The organism is Microbacterium sp. zg.B48 (genome assembly GCF_024623505.1).
In the GTDB taxonomy this organism is placed as follows: Bacteria; Actinomycetota; Actinomycetes; order Actinomycetales; family Microbacteriaceae; genus Microbacterium.
The window spans coordinates 1-16,301 of sequence record NZ_JANJFE010000018.1 but is presented as its reverse complement, the minus strand read 5'-3'; the positions used below and the strand labels follow the sequence as shown (position 1 = coordinate 16,301).

The following is a 16,301-nucleotide window of genomic DNA, read 5'->3' as shown; positions in this document are numbered from 1 at the left end:
TCGATTGCAGCACCCACGCAGTTGAGGCTACGGCAGGCGGCGGATCCAGAAGATCCTCATGATCGGAGGGTAGGCTACTCCCGGCCCCACGACTCGGCGCCAGTCGCCGTCTTTTCGGAGTTTTCCACGTGCCTCACGTCCTGCAGAATGTCGTCTTCCCCCTCGATCGCGATCCCGATCTGCTGCCTCTCTACGCGGACCCGGAGACGTGGTCGATCATCGACGACGAGCCGGTTCGCGTGTCGAACCTGGCACACATGGGAAACATCCTGGGGCGCCATCAGGCGCGAATCCTCGCGGGGCGGCGCGTGTCGTTCGGCACCTACTTCAACGCCTTCCCGGCTTCATACTGGCAGCACTGGACCGCGGTGCGACACGTGACGCTGACTGTTCGCACCGAAGGTCCCTGCACCATCTTGATCTACCGGTCCACCGGGTCCGGTGTGAGTCAGCGCCTTGAGACCCGTGAAGCAGACGGCGATGCGACGAACTCGTTCGAACTCCAGCTCGATCAGTTCAGCGACGGCGGTTGGATCTGGTTCGACCTCGTCGCCGACGACAAAGACGTGCTCTTTCAAGGCGCGGAGTGGACCACGGAGCAGGAACCCGCGCGCATGGGCAAAGCGTCCATCGGCATCACGACGTTCAACAAACCGGACTACTGCATCTGGACCCTATTGAACCTCGCGGCAGAGCCTGATGTTCTTGAGGTCGTCGACCGGATCTTCGTTGTTGATCAGGGCGACCGCCGGGTCGATGCGCAGCCGGAGTTCGCAGAGGTCGCCGCCACACTGGGGGATACCCTTCAGGTCATCACGCAGCCGAACCTGGGCGGCTCGGGAGGGTTCTCGCGGGCGATGGCGGAAACGCTGGACCGTCCTGAAAGCGACTTCGTACAGCTCTTGGATGACGACGTCCGCCTCGAGCCCGAGTCGGTGCGACGCTCCATCGTTTTCGGGCGCTACGCGTCCACTCCCACCATTGTCGGCGCACACATGTTCGACCTCCTCGATCGCCCGAAGCTGCATGCCTGGGCCGAGGTGGTGGACGACGAGCCCTTCATGTGGCGGGCGCTCTACCAGGACAAACTTCCTCACGACTTCTCGGCATCCAACCTCCGCCAGACACCCATGCTGCACATGCGTCTCGATGCCGATTACAACGGCTGGTGGATGTGCCTGATACCCGTTGAGGTCATTCGTGCCGTCGGGCTCGCTTTGCCCGCGTTCATCAAATGGGACGACGCGGAGTACTGTTTGCGCGCTCGCGACGCTGGTTTCCCTACCGTGTCGGTGCCCGGTGTTGCGTTGTGGCATGTCTCCTGGGTCGGCAAGGATGACTCAATCGACTGGCAGGCATACTTCCATGCCCGCAACCGGATCGTGGCAGGCCTCTTGCATTCCCCGGTGCCGCGCGGCGGTCGCCTGCTAAAGCACAGCCGACGAGTGGATCTGAAGCATCTGATGATGATGCAGTATTATCCGGTGGCACTGCGCCATCGCGCCCTGCGCGATGTCCTGTCCGGTCCTGAGCATATGCGGGCGAACCTGGCCACCGCCATGCCCGCAGCCCGCGACCTCGCAAAGAAGTTTCCCGAGACGCGGGTACACAAGGACACCGGGGTCCCGCTCAGATCTCGACGCGGTCGCCAAGTCTTCAAGCGGGCCTCTCTGCATGAACTCGACAATCCCACAGGCCTCAAGCTGCGTTGGTTCACGGCTGTGACGCTGGTCTCGCACTGGTTCCACGCCCCCAGGCCGGAGAACGTCAGCCAGCCGGAGGTCGAATTCGGCAAGCTCGACGCGCAATGGTGGCGCCTGCCGCTCTACGACTCCGCCTTGGTCAGCGCTGCGGACGGGTCGGGCCAGAACAAGTACGTGCGCAACCGGGCAAACTATCGACGCATGCTCCTCGATAGCGTCCGCCTGCATCGCCGACTCCGCAGGGAGTGGCCTGCGTTGTCGCAGCGCTACCGCCGCGCCCAGACAGAGATGACATCGCTGGCGGAGTGGCGCCGTACGTTCGGGGAAAGCTCGTGATCGTATCCCCTTCGCGCCACGAGGGTCTCGAGACGGAACCGGCGTTCGATCCGGCATCGGCCACGATCGCGATCGTCACGTACAACCGCTCGGGACTGCTGACGAGGCTGCTGGAGAGCATCACGCGCATGGACCCGAAGCCCGGGCACGTCGTCATCATCGACAACGCGTCCGTGGACGACACCACGCTGGTCGTGGAGTCCTTCCGGGAGCGTCTCGGGTCGGAGCTGGTCTACCGGCGGCTGGAGACGAACACCGGCGGCTCGGGTGGTTTCAGCGAGGGGATGCGCGTCGCGTACGAGCTCGGCTCCACCTGGATGTGGCTCATGGACGACGACGTCGAGGTGCTGCCCGACGGCCTGGCCCGGATGGGATCCTGGGCGCCGCGGTTCAAGAGCATCCAAGGGCGCCGCTACGACTACGACGGCAGCGAGTTCTACTGGCAGTACCGGGTTGCCGAGCCGCTGGGCATCCCGATCCCGTTCGCCCCGGCCGGCTTCGACGAGACCGGCTTCAAGGAGATGAACTCCGGCTGCTTCGAGGGGATGTTCATCCACCGCGACATCGTGCAGCAGATCGGCCTGCCCGATCCTCGCTTCTTCATCTACTGGGACGACCAGATGTACGGCTGGCTCGCCTCGCGCAAGACCACCTCGGTGATCGTGAACGAGTTTGTGCTGCGGCGGACGCGCGAGATCAAGCAGTGGGACATGGGCATCCGCCACATGAACGCAAGCAGCAATGCGTATCGGTACTACATCATGCGCAACCGCGGCCACATGAAGAACTACTACCGTTCGCTGGGTGTCTACAACCCGATGCTGTTCGGTGCCGGGACGGCGCTCACGTTCGTCAAGGAGCTCATCCGGCTCTTCGCCGTCGAGCACACGGTCCGCGGCACGAGCAACCTGTTCCGCGGCATTCGGGACGGTCGCCGGATCGCCCGGGATTCCTCCTGGCAGCCGATGCCGCCGCTTGCGGCCACCGCCCGCTGACGGCGGCCCGGACTGCTCTGCTCCGCCGGGCTCCGGTCCCGCGTTGCCGGCCGAGCCGTCCGGTCAGCCCCCGTTGTAGTCGGCGTTGTAACGGTCCAGCACTTCGCCAATCGGGGCATCCAGTGCGAGCGCGCCCCGGTCCAGATACAGGCCCCGGGTGCAGAAGCGCCGCAGATCCCGCTCATTGTGGCTGACGAAGAACAGCGTCCTGCCTTCGGCCAGAAGCTCGTCGATGCGCCGGTAGCATTTCTCGCGGAAGGCCTTGTCGCCGACGGCCAGCACCTCGTCGACGAGCAGGATCGGCTCCTCGAGCTGGGAGACGACGGAGAAGGCCAGACGCACCTTCATGCCGTTCGACAGGTGCTTGTAGGGCGTGTCGATGGAGTCGCGCAACTCCGCGAAATCGATGATTCCGTCGAACCGCCGCGCCACCTCGGCCCGTGACATCCCATGCAGGCCGGCGGTCAGGCGGACGTTCTCGCGCACGGTCAGATCGCCCACGAACCCCCCGGTGATCTCGATCAGCGGGGCGACGCCGCCGTGCACCGTCACCGCGCCCTCGTCGGGTAGCAGCACGCCGGCCACGAGCTTGAGCAGCGTCGACTTGCCCTGTCCGTTGCGCCCGACCACTCCGATCGACTCCCCCGGCCGCACGTCGAAGGACACGTTCCGCAGCGCCCAGAACTCGCCCGGCTTCGACCGGCGCGACGAATCCGCGAACAGATCCTTGAAGCTCCGCCGCCCTCTGCGGTTGCGACGGAACCGGACGCCCAGGTCGCGCACCTCGATCGCCAGTCCGGTCATCACAGCTCCTTCAGCACGGGACGCTCCAGGCTACGGAACACCAGGATGCCGAGGCAGAGGAAGACCACGCTCATCACGGCGGCGAGCACGACGCTGAAGGTGTCCCACTGATCCGGAAAGAATCCGACACGGTACAGCGTGAAGATGCCCGCGAGCGGGTTGAAGGCGGCGATCTCGGAGAAGGGCGCGGGCAGGTCCGAGACACCGTAGATGACCGGCGACGCGTAGAACAGCGCGCGCAGGATGAGTCGGGTGGTGCGCTCCAGGTCGGCGTAGAGCACGCACAGCGGCGCGACGAGAAGACCCAGCCCGACCAGCAGGATCCCCTGCAGCAGCACCGCCAGCGGGAACCAAAGCAAGCCCCAGCCCACGGTCGCGCCGGCGAAGACGGCGAACAGGACCAGAACCGGGATGGACAGCAGATACTCGATGCCCTTGCTCAGCACGATGCGGTTCACCCAGATCGTCCGCGGGATCGCGGTGGAGCGCACCAGCCGCGCATCCTTGTTGAAGGCGCGGGTGAAATCGGACACCGACGAGTTGAACCACATCCACGGCAGCAGCGCCGACATCAGGAACACGATGTACGGCTCCTCCCCGACGCCGCGGCCGAAGACCTGCGTGAAGACGAACCAGTAGATCAGGCTCATCACGAGCGGGTCCAGGACGGACCACAGGTAGCCGAGCGCGCTCGTGGCGTAGCGGACGCGGAGGTCCCGCGCGGAGAGCAGCCACAACGCGTGGAGGTAGCGCCTCGGCGAGCCGGGAGCGCCGACGGCGGCTGTGGTCACGGAGTCGAGTCTATGGGGGTGGCGTCACGCGAGCTGGTTGTGCCACATCGACAGCGCCGAGCCGATCGCCATGTGCATGTCGAGGTACTGGTAGGTGCCCAGACGGCCGCCGAAGTAGACGTCCTTCTCGCCCTTGGCGAGCTCCCGGTAGGCCAGCAGGCCCGCGCGGTCCTCGGCGGTGTTCACCGGGTAGTACGGCTCGTCGTCGCGCGTGGCGAAGCGGGAGAACTCGCGCATGATGACGGTCTTGTCGGCCGGGTAGCGGTCAGCGCGCTCGGGATGGAAGTGCTTGAACTCGTGGATGCGCGTATACGGGATGTCCGCGTCGGCGTAGTTCATCACGGGCGTGCCCTGGAAGTCGCCGACGCTGAGGACCTCCTCCTCGAAGTCTAGGGTGCGCCAGGACAACGCGCCCGCGGCATCGTCGAAGTACCGGTCGATCGGCCCGGTGTAGACGATCGGGACCTGTCCGACGGTGGCCGCCTTGTTCAGCGGCTGCCGCTCGTCGAAGAAGTCGACTCCGAGCTTCACCTCGATATTGGGGTGATCGGCCATCCGCTCGATCCACGCCGTGTATCCGTCAGTGGGCAGACCCTCCCACGTGTCGTTGAAGTAGCGGTTGTCGTAGTTGTACCGCACCGGCAGTCGGCTGATCACCTCGGCAGGCAGGTTCTTCGGGTCGGTCTGCCACTGCTTGGCGGTGTAATCGCGGATGAACGCCTCGTACAGGGGGCGACCGATCAGCGCGATGCCCTTCTCCTCGAGGTTCGCGGCATCCTTCACATCGAACTCAGCCGACAGCTCGCGGAGGACCGCGCGGGCCTCGTCCGGAGAGTACGCGGCCTGGAAGAACTGGTTGATCGTGCCGAGGTTGATCGGCAGCGGGTACACCACGCCCTTGTGGTTCGTGTACACGCGGTGGATGTAGTTCGTGAACGTCGTGAACCGGTTCACGTACTCCCACACGCTCGGGTTGGAGGTGTGGAACAGGTGTGCCCCGTAACGGTGCACCTCGATGCCGGTCTGGGGCTCGTTCTCGCTGTAGGCGTTGCCGCCGATGTGATGACGGCGGTCGATGACGGTCACCTTGCGACCGTCGGATGCCGCGCGTTCGGCGATGGTGAGACCGAAGAAGCCGGAGCCGACGACGAGAAGATCCATGTGTGCGCCCTCTTGGTTCGCGGTCGCCGCAGACACGGCGGCGCGGCGGGCCGATCGCACCGCCGCGAGATCATTCTATCGACCGCCGTCTGAGAGCTGCCCTCACCTCTGGCGTGGCAACGCGGTGGCCCGGTCAGCACCGCCACCATGCCCCGCCCCGATTTGCCGCCGCCGCGGGACTGGCTCGGACTCCCACGCGTCGCACCCGAGTCGCGCGAAGGCAACGCCGCAGACGGGACGCCGATCATGGGCGCAGAGGATCCTCCCGGCCGTTGGACCTACGCTTGAGTGGCTATGACAATCGAGATCTTCGTGCCCTTCTGGGGCGACCCGGCGCTGCTGTTCGAGACCGTCGATTCGGTGCGCGCTCAGCGCAACCCGGACTGGCGGCTGATCGTCATCGATGACTGCTACCCGGACGAGTCGGTCCCGGCCTACTTCGCCGCGCTCGACGATGCGCGGATCTCCTACACCCGCAACCGCGTCAACCTCGGGATCACCGAGAACTATCGTGAGGCGATCCGTCGAGCAACCACTGAGCACATCGTCATCCTCGGCTGCGACGACCTGGTGCATCCGAACTACCTGGATGTGATCGGCCGGACCATCGCCGCGGTGCCGCACGCCGACGTTATTCAGCCGGGCGTCCAGGTGATCGACCAGCACGGCACGCCGGTTCATTTGCTCGCGGACCGCGTGAAACAACGCATGCTGGCTCCGCGCGGCGGTGACGGGATCGCCGTGCTGACCGGAGAGCGGATGGCGACCAGCCTGATCCGGGGCGACTGGCTGTACTGGCCGTCGCTGACGTTCCGGACCGAGACCCTCCAGCGCATCGACTTCCGCGACGGACTGCCGATCATCCAGGATCTGGCCCTGCTGATGGACATCGCCTTCGAAGGCGGCACCCTCGCGTACAATCCGAGGCTCGCCTTCTCGTATCGCCGGCACGGCGGCAGCGCCTCGCAGAAGACGCTGCTGGACGGTCGCCGCTTCACCGACGAGCGCTCCTACTATGCGCAGGCACGCCGGCTCGCGGTGGAGAAGCGCTGGACGCGCACGGCCCGCACCGCACGCTGGCGCGTGATGTCCCGACTGCATGCGATCACCGAGCTGCCCAAAGTCCTCCGAGGCGGAAACCGCACCGGGATAGAATCGACCCTGGCGCACATCGTCGCCCTCTGACCCGGCTCGCGGGTCCCCATCCCAGGAGTCACCCGCATGTCCGATCATGTGCTCATCACGGGCGGAGCCGGCTTCATCGGCACTCGCCTGGCCCGCCGCTTCGTCGAGGCCGGGTCCACGGTCACGGTGCTCGATGCGCTGATCCCGCAGGTGCACGGGACCGACCCGGCGACCACATCGCCCCTGCTGCGGTCCCTTGACGGGGTCGCGACCGTGATCCGCGGAACGGTCACCTCCACGGAGGATCTGCGCAGCGCGATCGCCGGTGCGACGGTCGTCGTGCACCTGGCGGCCGAGACCGGCACCGGCCAGTCGATGTACGAGATCGACCGGTACACCGAGACCAACGTCGGCGGGACCGCCAAGCTGCTCGACCTGCTCGCGAACGAGCCGCACACCGTGCGGCGGATACTGATCGCGTCGTCACGCTCCATCTACGGCGAGGGCGCCTACCGCGCGCCGGACGGGACCATCGTCTACCCCTCGCATCGCACCGACGCCGACATGGCGGCCGGTGACTTCGACGTGCATATCCCGGGGGCCGGGCCGCTCAGCGTCATCCCGACGGACGAGAACGCGAAACTGCACCCGTCGTCGGTATACGGCATCACCAAGCAGATGCAGGAGTCGCTGATCCTCACCGTGGCCCCGACCATCGGCATCGAACCGGTGTCGCTGCGCTATCAGAACGTGTACGGACCCGGGCAGTCCCTCAAGAACCCGTACACCGGCATCCTGTCGATCTTCTCGACCCTGGTCCGCTCCGGCAAAGAGATCAACATCTTCGAGGACGGACTGGAGAGCCGCGACTTCGTGTACATCGATGACGTCGTCGAAGCCACCTTCCGTGCGGCGACGAACCCGGATGCCGCGGGCGGAGTCTTCAACGTGGGCTCAGGCACCGCCACCACGGTGCTCGAGGTCGTCGACGCGCTCTTCGCCGCCTTCGGCACGCGCGTGCCCACGCGAGTGTCGGGCAACTACCGCCTCGGCGATATCCGCCACAACATCGCGGACACGACCCGGTTGCGGGAGGTCCTGGGCTACACCCCCGCCGTGGAGTTCCGCGAAGGTGTCGCCCGCTTCGTGGACTGGGTGCTCACCGAACCGATCGAGGATGACAGCTACCAGCGCTCCCTCGAGGAGATGGCCTCACGGAACCTGCTGAAGTGACGCTGCCGGCAGCGCTGCGCGGCACGCCGTACCCCTACCGCAGGAACAGCCTCAACCTCTTCCGCCTGATCCTCGCCGCCCTGGTGCTGTTCGCGCACAGCTGGTACATCGCGGGGCAGGGCACCGGCCCCTCTATCCAGGGGGAGAACCTGGGGGGCTGGGCGGTCGGCGGCTTCTTCGTGCTGAGCGGCTTCCTGATCACCCGCAGCCGCCTGCGGACCTCGCCCGGCGAGTACCTGCTGCACCGTATCGCGCGCATCTATCCCGCGTTCGTGGTGGTGCTCATGGTGACGGCGTTCCTGTTCGCGCCGATCGCGCTCCTGATCGAGCAGGGCTCGTTCGCCGGGTTCCTCACCACGCCCATCACGCCATTCCAGTACGTCTGGGGCAACCTCGCCCTGCACATCGATCACTACAGCATCGGGGCCACGCTTCAGGGCGTTCCGTACCCGGGAGCGTGGAACGGCTCCCTGTGGACGCTCTTCTACGAATTCCTCTGCTATCTCGTCGTCTGGGTGCTCGGGTTCGTCGCGCTGTTCCGGCGGTCGCCGGTCCTCATCGGCGTCCTCTGGCTCCTGAGCGTCGCGATGTACGCGTTCATCGGCGGAGCACAGCGTGTCGGCCTGGACGTCAGCTTCGAGCTGTTCGCCCGGCTCCTGCCGTTCTTCCTCGGCGGCTCGCTCATGTTCTTCCTCATCGAGAAGTGGGGGGTCAACCGCATCCTGGGCATCGCGGCGCTCGTCGCCGCCGTGCTGCTGATCTGGGTGATCCCGAGGTGGGGCGGGCAGGCCTCCGCGCCACTGCTGGCCTACGGCCTGCTCTCGCTGTCGACGTGGGTGCCGCAGCCGGCGTGGATCGCGCGCAACGACGTCTCCTACGGGTTCTACATCTACGCGTGGCCGGTCCAGCAACTCGTCGTGCTGGTCGGCGGTGCCGCGCTCGGCATGCCCCTCTACATCCTGATCACCGTCATCGTCACCTTCGCGCTGGCCTGGCTCAGCTGGGTGCTGATCGAGCGACCGGCGATGCTGCGGGTCCGGCCGCACGGCGGTCACCTGCGGCCGGAACCCGTCGGTCCCCCGGGCGATATCCAGCAGGCGTGAGGCTCAGCCCAGCGCGCGGCGACGCCGCAGCGCCTCGCGCCAGGCGCGCACCAGCATCCAGCGGGAACCGAGGGCGCGCCGCACCCCGCGCGGGCGCGGCGAGGACGCATTGGCCGCGTGGACGCGCCGCCGCACGGTGGCCGGCTCGACGTGGCGCAGGTGGCCGGTCGCGTTCGCGACGGTCGCGATCCACAGGTCGTGCGATTCGGTCAAGAAGGCGGGGAACGGCGTGATCGCGGCCAGCATGTCCCGCCGCACCGCCATGGCGCACCCGAAGTACGGTGCCACTCCCGCGAGGATGCGAAGCTCATTGCGCACCCGCTGCCGCGAGGTCGCCTCGCGCAGCAGCCAGGGTCGCCCCGACAGCGGCGAGCGCAGCGGCTCCCCCGTTCCGAGCAGCTCCAGATTGGATGCCGCGACCCCGGCCGCCTGCGCGGCCGAGACGAGCATCGCCCGCCGGCCGGCGACCCACTCGTCGTCCTGATCGGCGAGCAGGATCACCTCGCCCTGGGCGGCGAGCAGGGCCGTCTCGAATGTGCGCACGTACCCCCGGTTCGCGGGCTGACGGATGACGCGCACCCGGGCGTCGCCGACGGCCTCCACCACGGCGACCGTGTCATCGGTGCTCGCGTCGTCCACGACCACGACCTCGTCGCCCGCAAGCAGCTCGGCGAGGATGGAACGGAGCTGGTGCTCGACATAGGCGGACCCGTTGTACGTCGCCATGCAGACGCTGACGAACACGGGCTCACTCACGGGGCCTGGCCGCCCTTCGACGCGTCAAAGCGGGCTCCGGCACTAAACTGGCTTCCGATGCGGTCGCTCATGCTCAGGCTCGCGGGTTTCACGGGGGCACCGATCCTCTCGGCGCTCGCTCCCTTCATCATACTTCCCGTGATTTCGCGCGTCGTCGGCGCCGACGGATGGGCGAACTTCTCGGCGGGTCAGTCGATCGGCATCCTCGGCATGGTCGGTGTGCTGTTCGGGTGGGGCGTCGTCGGACCCGTGCGGGTGGCGCGGACCAGCTCGGTGCAGGAGCGTGCGGTCATCCTTCACGAGAGCATCCGCTCCCGGCTGGTCACCTCGGTGATCGCCGTTCCCGCCGCAGCGCTTGCGACCTTCGTGATCTCCGGCCCCTCGTACCGGCTGGAGTCCGTCGCGGTGGCGGTCGCGATGACGATCGGGGGCTTCACGCCCGCATGGTTCTGCATCGGCCAGGGCAACCCGCGGGCGCTCATGCTGTTCGACGCACTGCCCAAGCTCGCTGCCTCGGCCATCTCCCTGCCCGTCGTCGGGTTGACCGGTCAGGTGCTGTGGTATCCGATCCTGCTGCTGGCGTTCTCTGTTCCGGCGTTCGCGACGCACGCGCGGATCACGGCCCACGGTGGGATGCGGGGCGACGTGCGATCCCGCGGCCTGTTGACCGTCTTGCGCACGCTGGTGCCCACCGCCGCCATCGACGCGACCGGGAACGCCTACGGCTCCACAGCGATCCCCATCGCGACAGCCGGCCTGAACGCCGCCGAGGCAAGCTCTTTTGCTTCCGCCGATCGCACGTACCGCATCGCCGTCATGGCCGTGATCGCCTTCGGCAACGCCTTCCAGGCGTGGGTTCTGGACCCGGCAGCGTCGGACCGCCACCGTCGTCACCGCCTTGCGATCGTCTCGCACGTGGCGCTGGGACTGTTGGGAGGGCTTGCCATCGGCCTGCTCGGGCCGTGGGCGACCGGGTTGTTGTTCGGGGCGAGTGTCGCAGCCGCGCCACTGCCGAGTGCGCTCTTCGGGGTGGCCTTCTTCTTCCTGTCCGCGACGACCCCGCTGATCCGCAACGTCCTGATCCCTGCCCACCGTTACCGCCTGGTCTTCGCCGCCACCCTGGCGGCCGCGATCGTGGGTATCGTCACGATGGTCACCGGCTCGACGCTGGGCTCGGCGGGACTTGTCGCGCTCGGCGTTGCCGCCTCGGAGGCGACGGCGTTCGCCGTGCTGCTGATACCGGCTGTCCGCTCGCTGCGGCTCGCCCGGCGCGATGATGTCACTCCGCCGGCGGAGCAGCCCAGCTGATCGTCGACGCCAGCTCGGCAAGACCACTCGGCATCCGCCCCATCCGCCCTCGGCGGGCGTCGCGCGCTGCGGAGAGGTACAGTCGCCACAGCGCGCGGCGGGGCCGTGCCAGCAGCAGTGCGTTGCCGTAGTGAAGCGCTTCGAGCAGCGTGTCCCGAGCCACCCAGCCGAACTGCGCGCGCCAGAACTCGCGGTTGACGACGAGGCGGTTCCGCACCCGGTAGTAGTACCGGAACGGATTGCTCAGCGTCACGACAGGCGGAATCCCGGGAAGCCGGACGATGCGACCGAGCATCCGTCGCTCGTACTGACGACCCAGGGCGTGCGCGAGCGTGAGACCCGGAGCGGCGATCGTGGGAAGGCCTGCTGCTGCGCACCGCAGCTCGAATTCCGTGTCGACCAAATCGATGAACAGGTCCTCCCGCATGAGGCCGACCGTCTCGAGCAATTCTCGATCCAGCAGCATGCCGGACTGGATGGCGTGCCGGGCCACCAGAGTGCCGTCGTGTTCGACGGAGTGCACTTGGCGCACGTCGGCGAAGTACTCGGGGACCACCGGGCCATGCCTCCGCCCGGTCCGGCGAACAGCATCCCGCGCTGTCAGCAGGGCGCGGACAAAGCCGGCCTGCACGACGGAGTCCTGATCGAACGTCACGACGGCTCGCGCGCCCTGGTCCAGCGCGGCGCGGATGCCGGCGTTCAGTGCCACGGCGATGCCGCTGTTGTCACGGAGCCGGACGACTCGGCTGCCCGCGCTCTGCGCCGCTTCCAGAACCGGCGCCGCTTCCGGACCGCTGCCGTCGTCGACGACGACGATCTGGTCGACCTGGTCGCTCAGCGCAGTGAGGGCGCGCAGCAGTCCGGCCTCGGGGCGATACGACGTGACGACCGCCCACACTCCGTCTGCGGTCACGCGCCGGTTCCGCCCGGACCGGGACGGTGGGCGGTCCGCTCCAGATCCGCCACACGATCGTGCAGCGCGGCGATCTCCGTTCGCGCGATGGCCGCCTCCTCCGCTACCCGCCGGATCTCGTCCTCCGCCTGGGACAGCTCCCACGACAGGTGCAGCGTCACACCCAGCAGCAGCACGATCGCGAGCGAGAACAGGAGGTTGGCGGGAACCTGAACGCCGAGAGTCTCGGTGAGCCGGAGCAGCAACTGAGGGAACACGCCCAGAACCAGGACCGCGAGGCCGATGATCAGCCACATCGCGGCGTACTTCTCGCGCAGCTTGCGCGCGAGAAGCATCCACACCACGATCACCAGGATCAGCAGAGCCAGCGCGATGCTGAAGACGACGATCATGCCGGCGTCTCCTGCAGCGCCGCGGGCCGCGCCGGCCGCGCTCGGCGCATCACCGCGAGGCTCAGGGCGAAGACGGCGCGCAGAAGGTACATCGTGGCTCCGACCGTGCCCTGCGTGGAGGTCCCGTGCATGCGTGGTCGCATCGCCACCGGAACCTGGGTGACGGTCAGTCCCGCGTGGCAGGCCGCGACCAGCGAGTCCAGGGTGTCCCCGAAGTATTCGGCCGGGTAGTAGCGCACGTACTGCGCGATCGCGCGCGGCCCGGCCGCCCGGAACCCGCTGGTCGCGTCCGTGAGCCGTGTCCGCGCCACGCGGGAGAGCACCTTGGCGAGGAAGATCATCGCCCATCGTCGTGGTCCGCGCACCTGGTAGTCGCCCACGTCCGCGAAGCGGGCCCCGATGGAGATGTCAGCGACCTCGAGGCCGGCAAGCACCCTGCCGATGTCCGCAGGATTGTGCTGGCCGTCGGCATCCACCTGGATGGCCCGCTGGTAGCCATGCCGCTGGGCGTATGTGAAGCCCGTGCGCATCGCGCCCCCCACACCCAGGTTGAACGGCATCGAGATGACGGTGGCTCCGGCCGCGCGCGCGATCTCGGCGGTGTCGTCGGTCGATCCGTCGTCCACGACCGCGACATCGTACTGCGGGCTCGCCGCGCGGATCTCGCGCACCGTGTGGCCGACGTTCCGGGCTTCGTTCCAGGCAGGCACGATGATCAGCACGCGATCGGGCGATTCGGTCATGGTCCCGTCATTCTACCGACGGCGCAGGAAGGCTCTTTGATCTGCGGTGCATCAGAATCCACAACCGGTCACCGCGTACAGGCGCGCATCGCCTTCCTGGTCAACCAGTCGCACCGCACCCGAATCTGCAAGATTCTGCAACCCCGGAAAGACGTGCTCGCCCGGGTGAACCTCAGGGCCAGGAAAGTCCAGGACGAAGCCGACGCCGAGGTCGTCGATCGCGCGGCACGTGGCGCCATCGGGTGTCGCGCTGGACAGCCCCTCGTTCACGGCGCGGAGCTCGGCGCTGATCTCCATGAGTGTGTGAGGCATCAGCACCGGACGGTCCGCGAGCGCGTAGGCCAATGACGCCCCCGTCCATGGGCTGCCTGCGACCGCAACCCCCGCGGGGACATGCTCATCGAGCCGCGAGAGAAGCTCCGCTTCGTCCGAGCTGAGCAGAGGAGAATCCGGGCCCATGATGAACACACTCCCCGTCCATTGTTCCGCGACCCACACGGGGGACAGCGATGAAACCTGGAGTCCGAGTACGGCCAGCGCGGTCGCTGCGATCCCGACGGCGCCCTTGAGCCCGCGGGGCAGTGCGCGTGACAGCTTGTTCACCCGTCTGCGCCGCCCCAGCCAGCTCCACGTGCAGGCGGCGCCGTAGGCACCGAGGGGCACCAGCACGAACGGCAGAAGTGCCGCGACACGGGGCAAGTTGTTGTACCAGCCGCCCGTGAGTGCGTCACGCAGCGCAGGCAGCGGCAGTGCCGCAACCGCCAGGTAGAGGATTGCGACGACCACGTACATCCCGAGCGCGATCAGTCCCGGGGCCGAGCGCGCGATGATCGCCCAGACGACGCCGGCTGCGACCGCCACAGCCGCAAGCAGGGCGGGCGTGTGGTACCACGCGGATATCGTCAGCACGTCCCACACGGCGTCGAGCATGCTCATCTGCGGCGGCCACCCCCGCGCCTCCAGCGGGGGTCTGAGCGTGTCCAGAAGCACGGCGCCGATAGCGAGGTAGACCGCGAACGAGACGACCACGACCCAGCGCATCAGCGTGCTTTTCGCGCTGCGGAGTCTGCGCACTGCGAATGCCACGGCCATGGGAGCGGTCAGCGCAAGCCACGCGACGATGGCGCCCGGGTGCGCGAGCGCCAGGCCGGGGAGACAGCCGAGAACTGCCACGGTCCACCACAACTGTCCGGGCGCTGTCCGTCTGCCGCCGACCAGGCCGAGCGCTTTCAGAGTCGCGGCGAGGGCGGCCGGCAGCAGCGCGAGCCCCAGTTGGTAGGGATACAGCACTCCGTAGTCCATCAACAGGATCGGGAACACCGGGAGTGAGGCAGCGAGCACGCCGGTGGACACGGCAAGGACGTGGGAGCGACCGAAGAGCGTGCGCGCGAGCAGCAGGACACCGAGGGGCCACAGGACGGCTGAGACGACCACGGTCACCCCGTTCACCGCAACCGGGATTGCCACGCCGGAGATCTGGACGACCAGCGCGACGAGCGCGTGCCACCCTGCGGGGTAGAACGCCAATCCACCGTCGGGGTTGGTCATGTGCCCCAACCACAGCGAGGATGCGTTGCCCGTGTCCAGCACGAAACGAATTCCATTGAGATGGAAGATGTTGTCGAATGTCTGCGAGATGTTCTCGGGGCTGCCCACGATCACGGTGACTCGATACGTGAGCAGGGCTGCTGCAACGACTACGGCCAGGAGCAGCCAGGCGTCGAAGGGGCGCCGCGGTGCGCGCGCGGGTTCCCAGCGACGCGTCGCATAACGGACCGCGAAGAGCGCTCCCCCGAGAACGATAGCCACGAGCAGCACGGGCAGCACGGACCAACGTAGGCCGATCCAGGGGGCGACCACGGCGGCGAGGCCGACCACGGTGACCGCGAACGCGGGCGCGATCGCAATGGCGGCGAATCCGCGCAGACCGATGATCCTGGCGAGTGGAACCCCGATGACACCCAGGAGAAGAAGGGTGGCCACTGCCGCCCACATGAACGCGAACCACTGCACGGATGGATGACCTCTCAGAGACCGCACAGGACTCGGCGGACGATTCAGGATACCGATGCCCCCGCTGGGAAAAGCGTGAGCCGGTGCCTGTGACACCATGGGATGGTGAAAGGCATCATTCTGGCGGGTGGTTCGGGGACGCGGTTGCATCCGATCACGTTGGGGATCTCCAAGCAGCTGATTCCGGTGTACGACAAGCCGATGGTGTATTACCCGCTGTCGACGTTGATGCTGGCCGGGATTCGAGACATCCTGATCATCACGACCCCGCATGATGCGGAGCAGTTCGAGCGGCTGCTCGGGGATGGGTCGCAGTTCGGGGTGAACCTGACGTTCGCGCGGCAGCCGTCCCCGGATGGGCTGGCGCAGGCGTTCACGATCGGCGCGGAGTTCATCGGCACCGACAAGGTCGCCCTGGTCCTGGGCGACAACCTGCTGTACGGGCCGGGGTTGGGCACGCAGTTGAAGCGGTACTCGGATGTGGAGGGCGGGGCGATCTTCGCGTATTGGGTCGCCGACCCGACCGCGTACGGCGTCGTGGAATTCGATGCTGCCGGGACCGCGGTCTCACTGGAGGAGAAGCCCGCCCGTCCCAAGAGCAGCTACGCCGTACCGGGCCTGTACTTCTATGACAACGACGTCATCGACATCGCCCGCACCCTGGCCCCCTCCCCCCGCGGGGAGTACGAGATCACCGACGTGAACCGCGCCTACCTGGAGCGCGGCGCGCTGCAGGTGGAGGTCCTGCCCCGCGGCACCGCGTGGCTGGACACCGGCACGTTCGATCAGATGACGGATGCGGCGGATTATGTGCGCACCATGGAGCGGCGCACCGGGCTGCGGATCGGGGTGCCCGAAGAGGTCGCCTGGCGGCAGGGGTTCCTCAGCGATGACCAGCTCCGGGAGCGTGCGGAGAAGCTGGTCA

15 protein-coding genes are annotated in these 16,301 nt (G+C 67.4%); 7 read left to right on the top strand and 8 right to left on the bottom strand.

The features are described 5' to 3' along the window. Nucleotides 1-128: 128 nt before the first annotated feature. Together NQ152_RS14020 and NQ152_RS14015 are read left to right on the top strand one after the other, a co-directional pair. Nucleotides 129-2,039, top strand: a complete 1,911-nt coding sequence (locus tag NQ152_RS14020; RefSeq protein ID WP_257502904.1) for a glycosyltransferase — start codon at nucleotides 129-131, stop codon at nucleotides 2,037-2,039. Beyond that, a complete protein-coding gene (locus NQ152_RS14015) occupies nucleotides 2,039-3,034 on the top strand; it encodes a glycosyltransferase (protein WP_257524599.1) in 996 nt (331 codons plus the stop codon). The genes NQ152_RS14020 and NQ152_RS14015 overlap by 1 nt, the downstream gene beginning before the upstream one ends. A 63-nt stretch (nucleotides 3,035-3,097) precedes the next feature. Here the strand turns inward: NQ152_RS14015 and NQ152_RS14010 are convergent, their stop codons facing one another. The 3 genes from NQ152_RS14010 to glf are packed head-to-tail and all read right to left on the bottom strand — an operon-like array spanning nucleotide 3,098 to nucleotide 5,790. Beyond that, nucleotides 3,098-3,838, bottom strand: a complete 741-nt coding sequence (locus tag NQ152_RS14010) for an ABC transporter ATP-binding protein (protein WP_257502905.1) — start codon at nucleotides 3,836-3,838, stop codon at nucleotides 3,098-3,100. Next, nucleotides 3,838-4,629, bottom strand: coding sequence for an ABC transporter permease (locus tag NQ152_RS14005; protein WP_257502906.1), 792 nt, complete (start codon nucleotides 4,627-4,629; stop codon nucleotides 3,838-3,840). The genes NQ152_RS14010 and NQ152_RS14005 overlap by 1 nt, the downstream gene beginning before the upstream one ends. Nucleotides 4,630-4,653: 24 nt before the next feature. Further along, complete coding sequence (gene glf, locus NQ152_RS14000; RefSeq protein ID WP_257524454.1) at nucleotides 4,654-5,790, bottom strand: UDP-galactopyranose mutase; 1,137 nt, start codon at nucleotides 5,788-5,790, stop codon at nucleotides 4,654-4,656. A 294-nt stretch (nucleotides 5,791-6,084) separates the two neighbouring features. Between glf and NQ152_RS13995 the strand changes: the two genes are divergently transcribed. From NQ152_RS13995 to NQ152_RS13985, 3 genes are read left to right on the top strand one after another with little or no spacing between them, the layout of a single operon-like run. Next, nucleotides 6,085-6,975: a glycosyltransferase family 2 protein gene (locus NQ152_RS13995; protein ID WP_257524453.1), complete on the top strand. Its 891-nt coding sequence runs from the start codon at nucleotides 6,085-6,087 to the stop codon at nucleotides 6,973-6,975. A gap of 36 nt (nucleotides 6,976-7,011) precedes the next feature. After that, a complete protein-coding gene (locus NQ152_RS13990) occupies nucleotides 7,012-8,148 on the top strand; it encodes an NAD(P)-dependent oxidoreductase (RefSeq protein ID WP_257524452.1) in 1,137 nt (378 codons plus the stop codon). Continuing rightward, nucleotides 8,145-9,251 carry an acyltransferase gene (locus NQ152_RS13985; protein WP_257524451.1) on the top strand — a complete coding sequence of 369 codons (1,107 nt, stop codon included), beginning with the start codon at nucleotides 8,145-8,147 and terminating at the stop codon, nucleotides 9,249-9,251. Before NQ152_RS13990 ends, NQ152_RS13985 begins: the two co-directional genes overlap by 4 nt. 3 nt (nucleotides 9,252-9,254) lie before the next feature. Here the strand turns inward: NQ152_RS13985 and NQ152_RS13980 are convergent, their stop codons facing one another. Then, nucleotides 9,255-10,007, bottom strand: coding sequence for a glycosyltransferase (locus NQ152_RS13980; protein WP_257524450.1), 753 nt, complete (start codon nucleotides 10,005-10,007; stop codon nucleotides 9,255-9,257). 138 nt (nucleotides 10,008-10,145) lie between these two features. On the opposite strand from NQ152_RS13980, the gene NQ152_RS13975 reads away from it, so the two are divergent. Further along, nucleotides 10,146-11,315 (top strand): polysaccharide biosynthesis protein, encoded by a 1,170-nt coding sequence (locus tag NQ152_RS13975; RefSeq protein ID WP_257524449.1) that lies wholly within the window; start codon nucleotides 10,146-10,148, stop codon nucleotides 11,313-11,315. Here NQ152_RS13975 and NQ152_RS13970 read toward each other — a convergent pair. Genes NQ152_RS13970 through NQ152_RS13955 form a run of 4 tightly spaced genes read right to left on the bottom strand, consistent with a single transcriptional unit; the run spans nucleotide 11,287 to nucleotide 15,376 of the window. Beyond that, nucleotides 11,287-12,228, bottom strand: a complete 942-nt coding sequence (locus NQ152_RS13970; RefSeq protein ID WP_257524448.1) for a glycosyltransferase — start codon at nucleotides 12,226-12,228, stop codon at nucleotides 11,287-11,289. The genes NQ152_RS13975 and NQ152_RS13970 overlap by 29 nt on opposite strands. Next, the gene (locus NQ152_RS13965) at nucleotides 12,225-12,620 is read right to left on the bottom strand and encodes a DUF2304 domain-containing protein (protein ID WP_257524447.1); all 396 of its coding nucleotides are present in this window, start codon (nucleotides 12,618-12,620) and stop codon (nucleotides 12,225-12,227) included. Before NQ152_RS13965 ends, NQ152_RS13970 begins: the two co-directional genes overlap by 4 nt. Further along, a complete protein-coding gene (locus tag NQ152_RS13960; RefSeq protein WP_257524446.1) occupies nucleotides 12,617-13,363 on the bottom strand; it encodes a glycosyltransferase family 2 protein in 747 nt (248 codons plus the stop codon). Before NQ152_RS13960 ends, NQ152_RS13965 begins: the two co-directional genes overlap by 4 nt. Before the next feature lie 51 nt (nucleotides 13,364-13,414). Continuing rightward, a complete protein-coding gene (locus tag NQ152_RS13955; protein WP_257524445.1) occupies nucleotides 13,415-15,376 on the bottom strand; it encodes a DUF6541 family protein in 1,962 nt (653 codons plus the stop codon). Nucleotides 15,377-15,481: 105 nt separating this feature from the next. Here NQ152_RS13955 and rfbA point away from each other — a divergent pair. Beyond that, nucleotides 15,482-16,301: glucose-1-phosphate thymidylyltransferase RfbA (gene rfbA, locus NQ152_RS13950; RefSeq protein WP_257524444.1), on the top strand; the 820-nt coding region annotated here is incomplete at its 3' end.

What these genes read in the sequence shown, in the direction of transcription:
- NQ152_RS14010 (WP_257502905.1), bottom strand. Translation starts at nt 3,838, where the DNA reads ATGACCGGACTGGCGATCGAGGTGCGCGACCTGGGCGTCCGGTTCCGT.
- glf (WP_257524454.1), bottom strand. Translation starts at nt 5,790, where the DNA reads ATGGATCTTCTCGTCGTCGGCTCCGGCTTCTTCGGTCTCACCATCGCC.
- NQ152_RS13995 (WP_257524453.1), top strand. Translation starts at nt 6,085, where the DNA reads ATGACAATCGAGATCTTCGTGCCCTTCTGGGGCGACCCGGCGCTGCTG.
- NQ152_RS13990 (WP_257524452.1), top strand. Translation starts at nt 7,012, where the DNA reads ATGTCCGATCATGTGCTCATCACGGGCGGAGCCGGCTTCATCGGCACT.
- NQ152_RS13965 (WP_257524447.1), bottom strand. Translation starts at nt 12,620, where the DNA reads ATGATCGTCGTCTTCAGCATCGCGCTGGCTCTGCTGATCCTGGTGATC.
- NQ152_RS13960 (WP_257524446.1), bottom strand. Translation starts at nt 13,363, where the DNA reads ATGACCGAATCGCCCGATCGCGTGCTGATCATCGTGCCTGCCTGGAAC.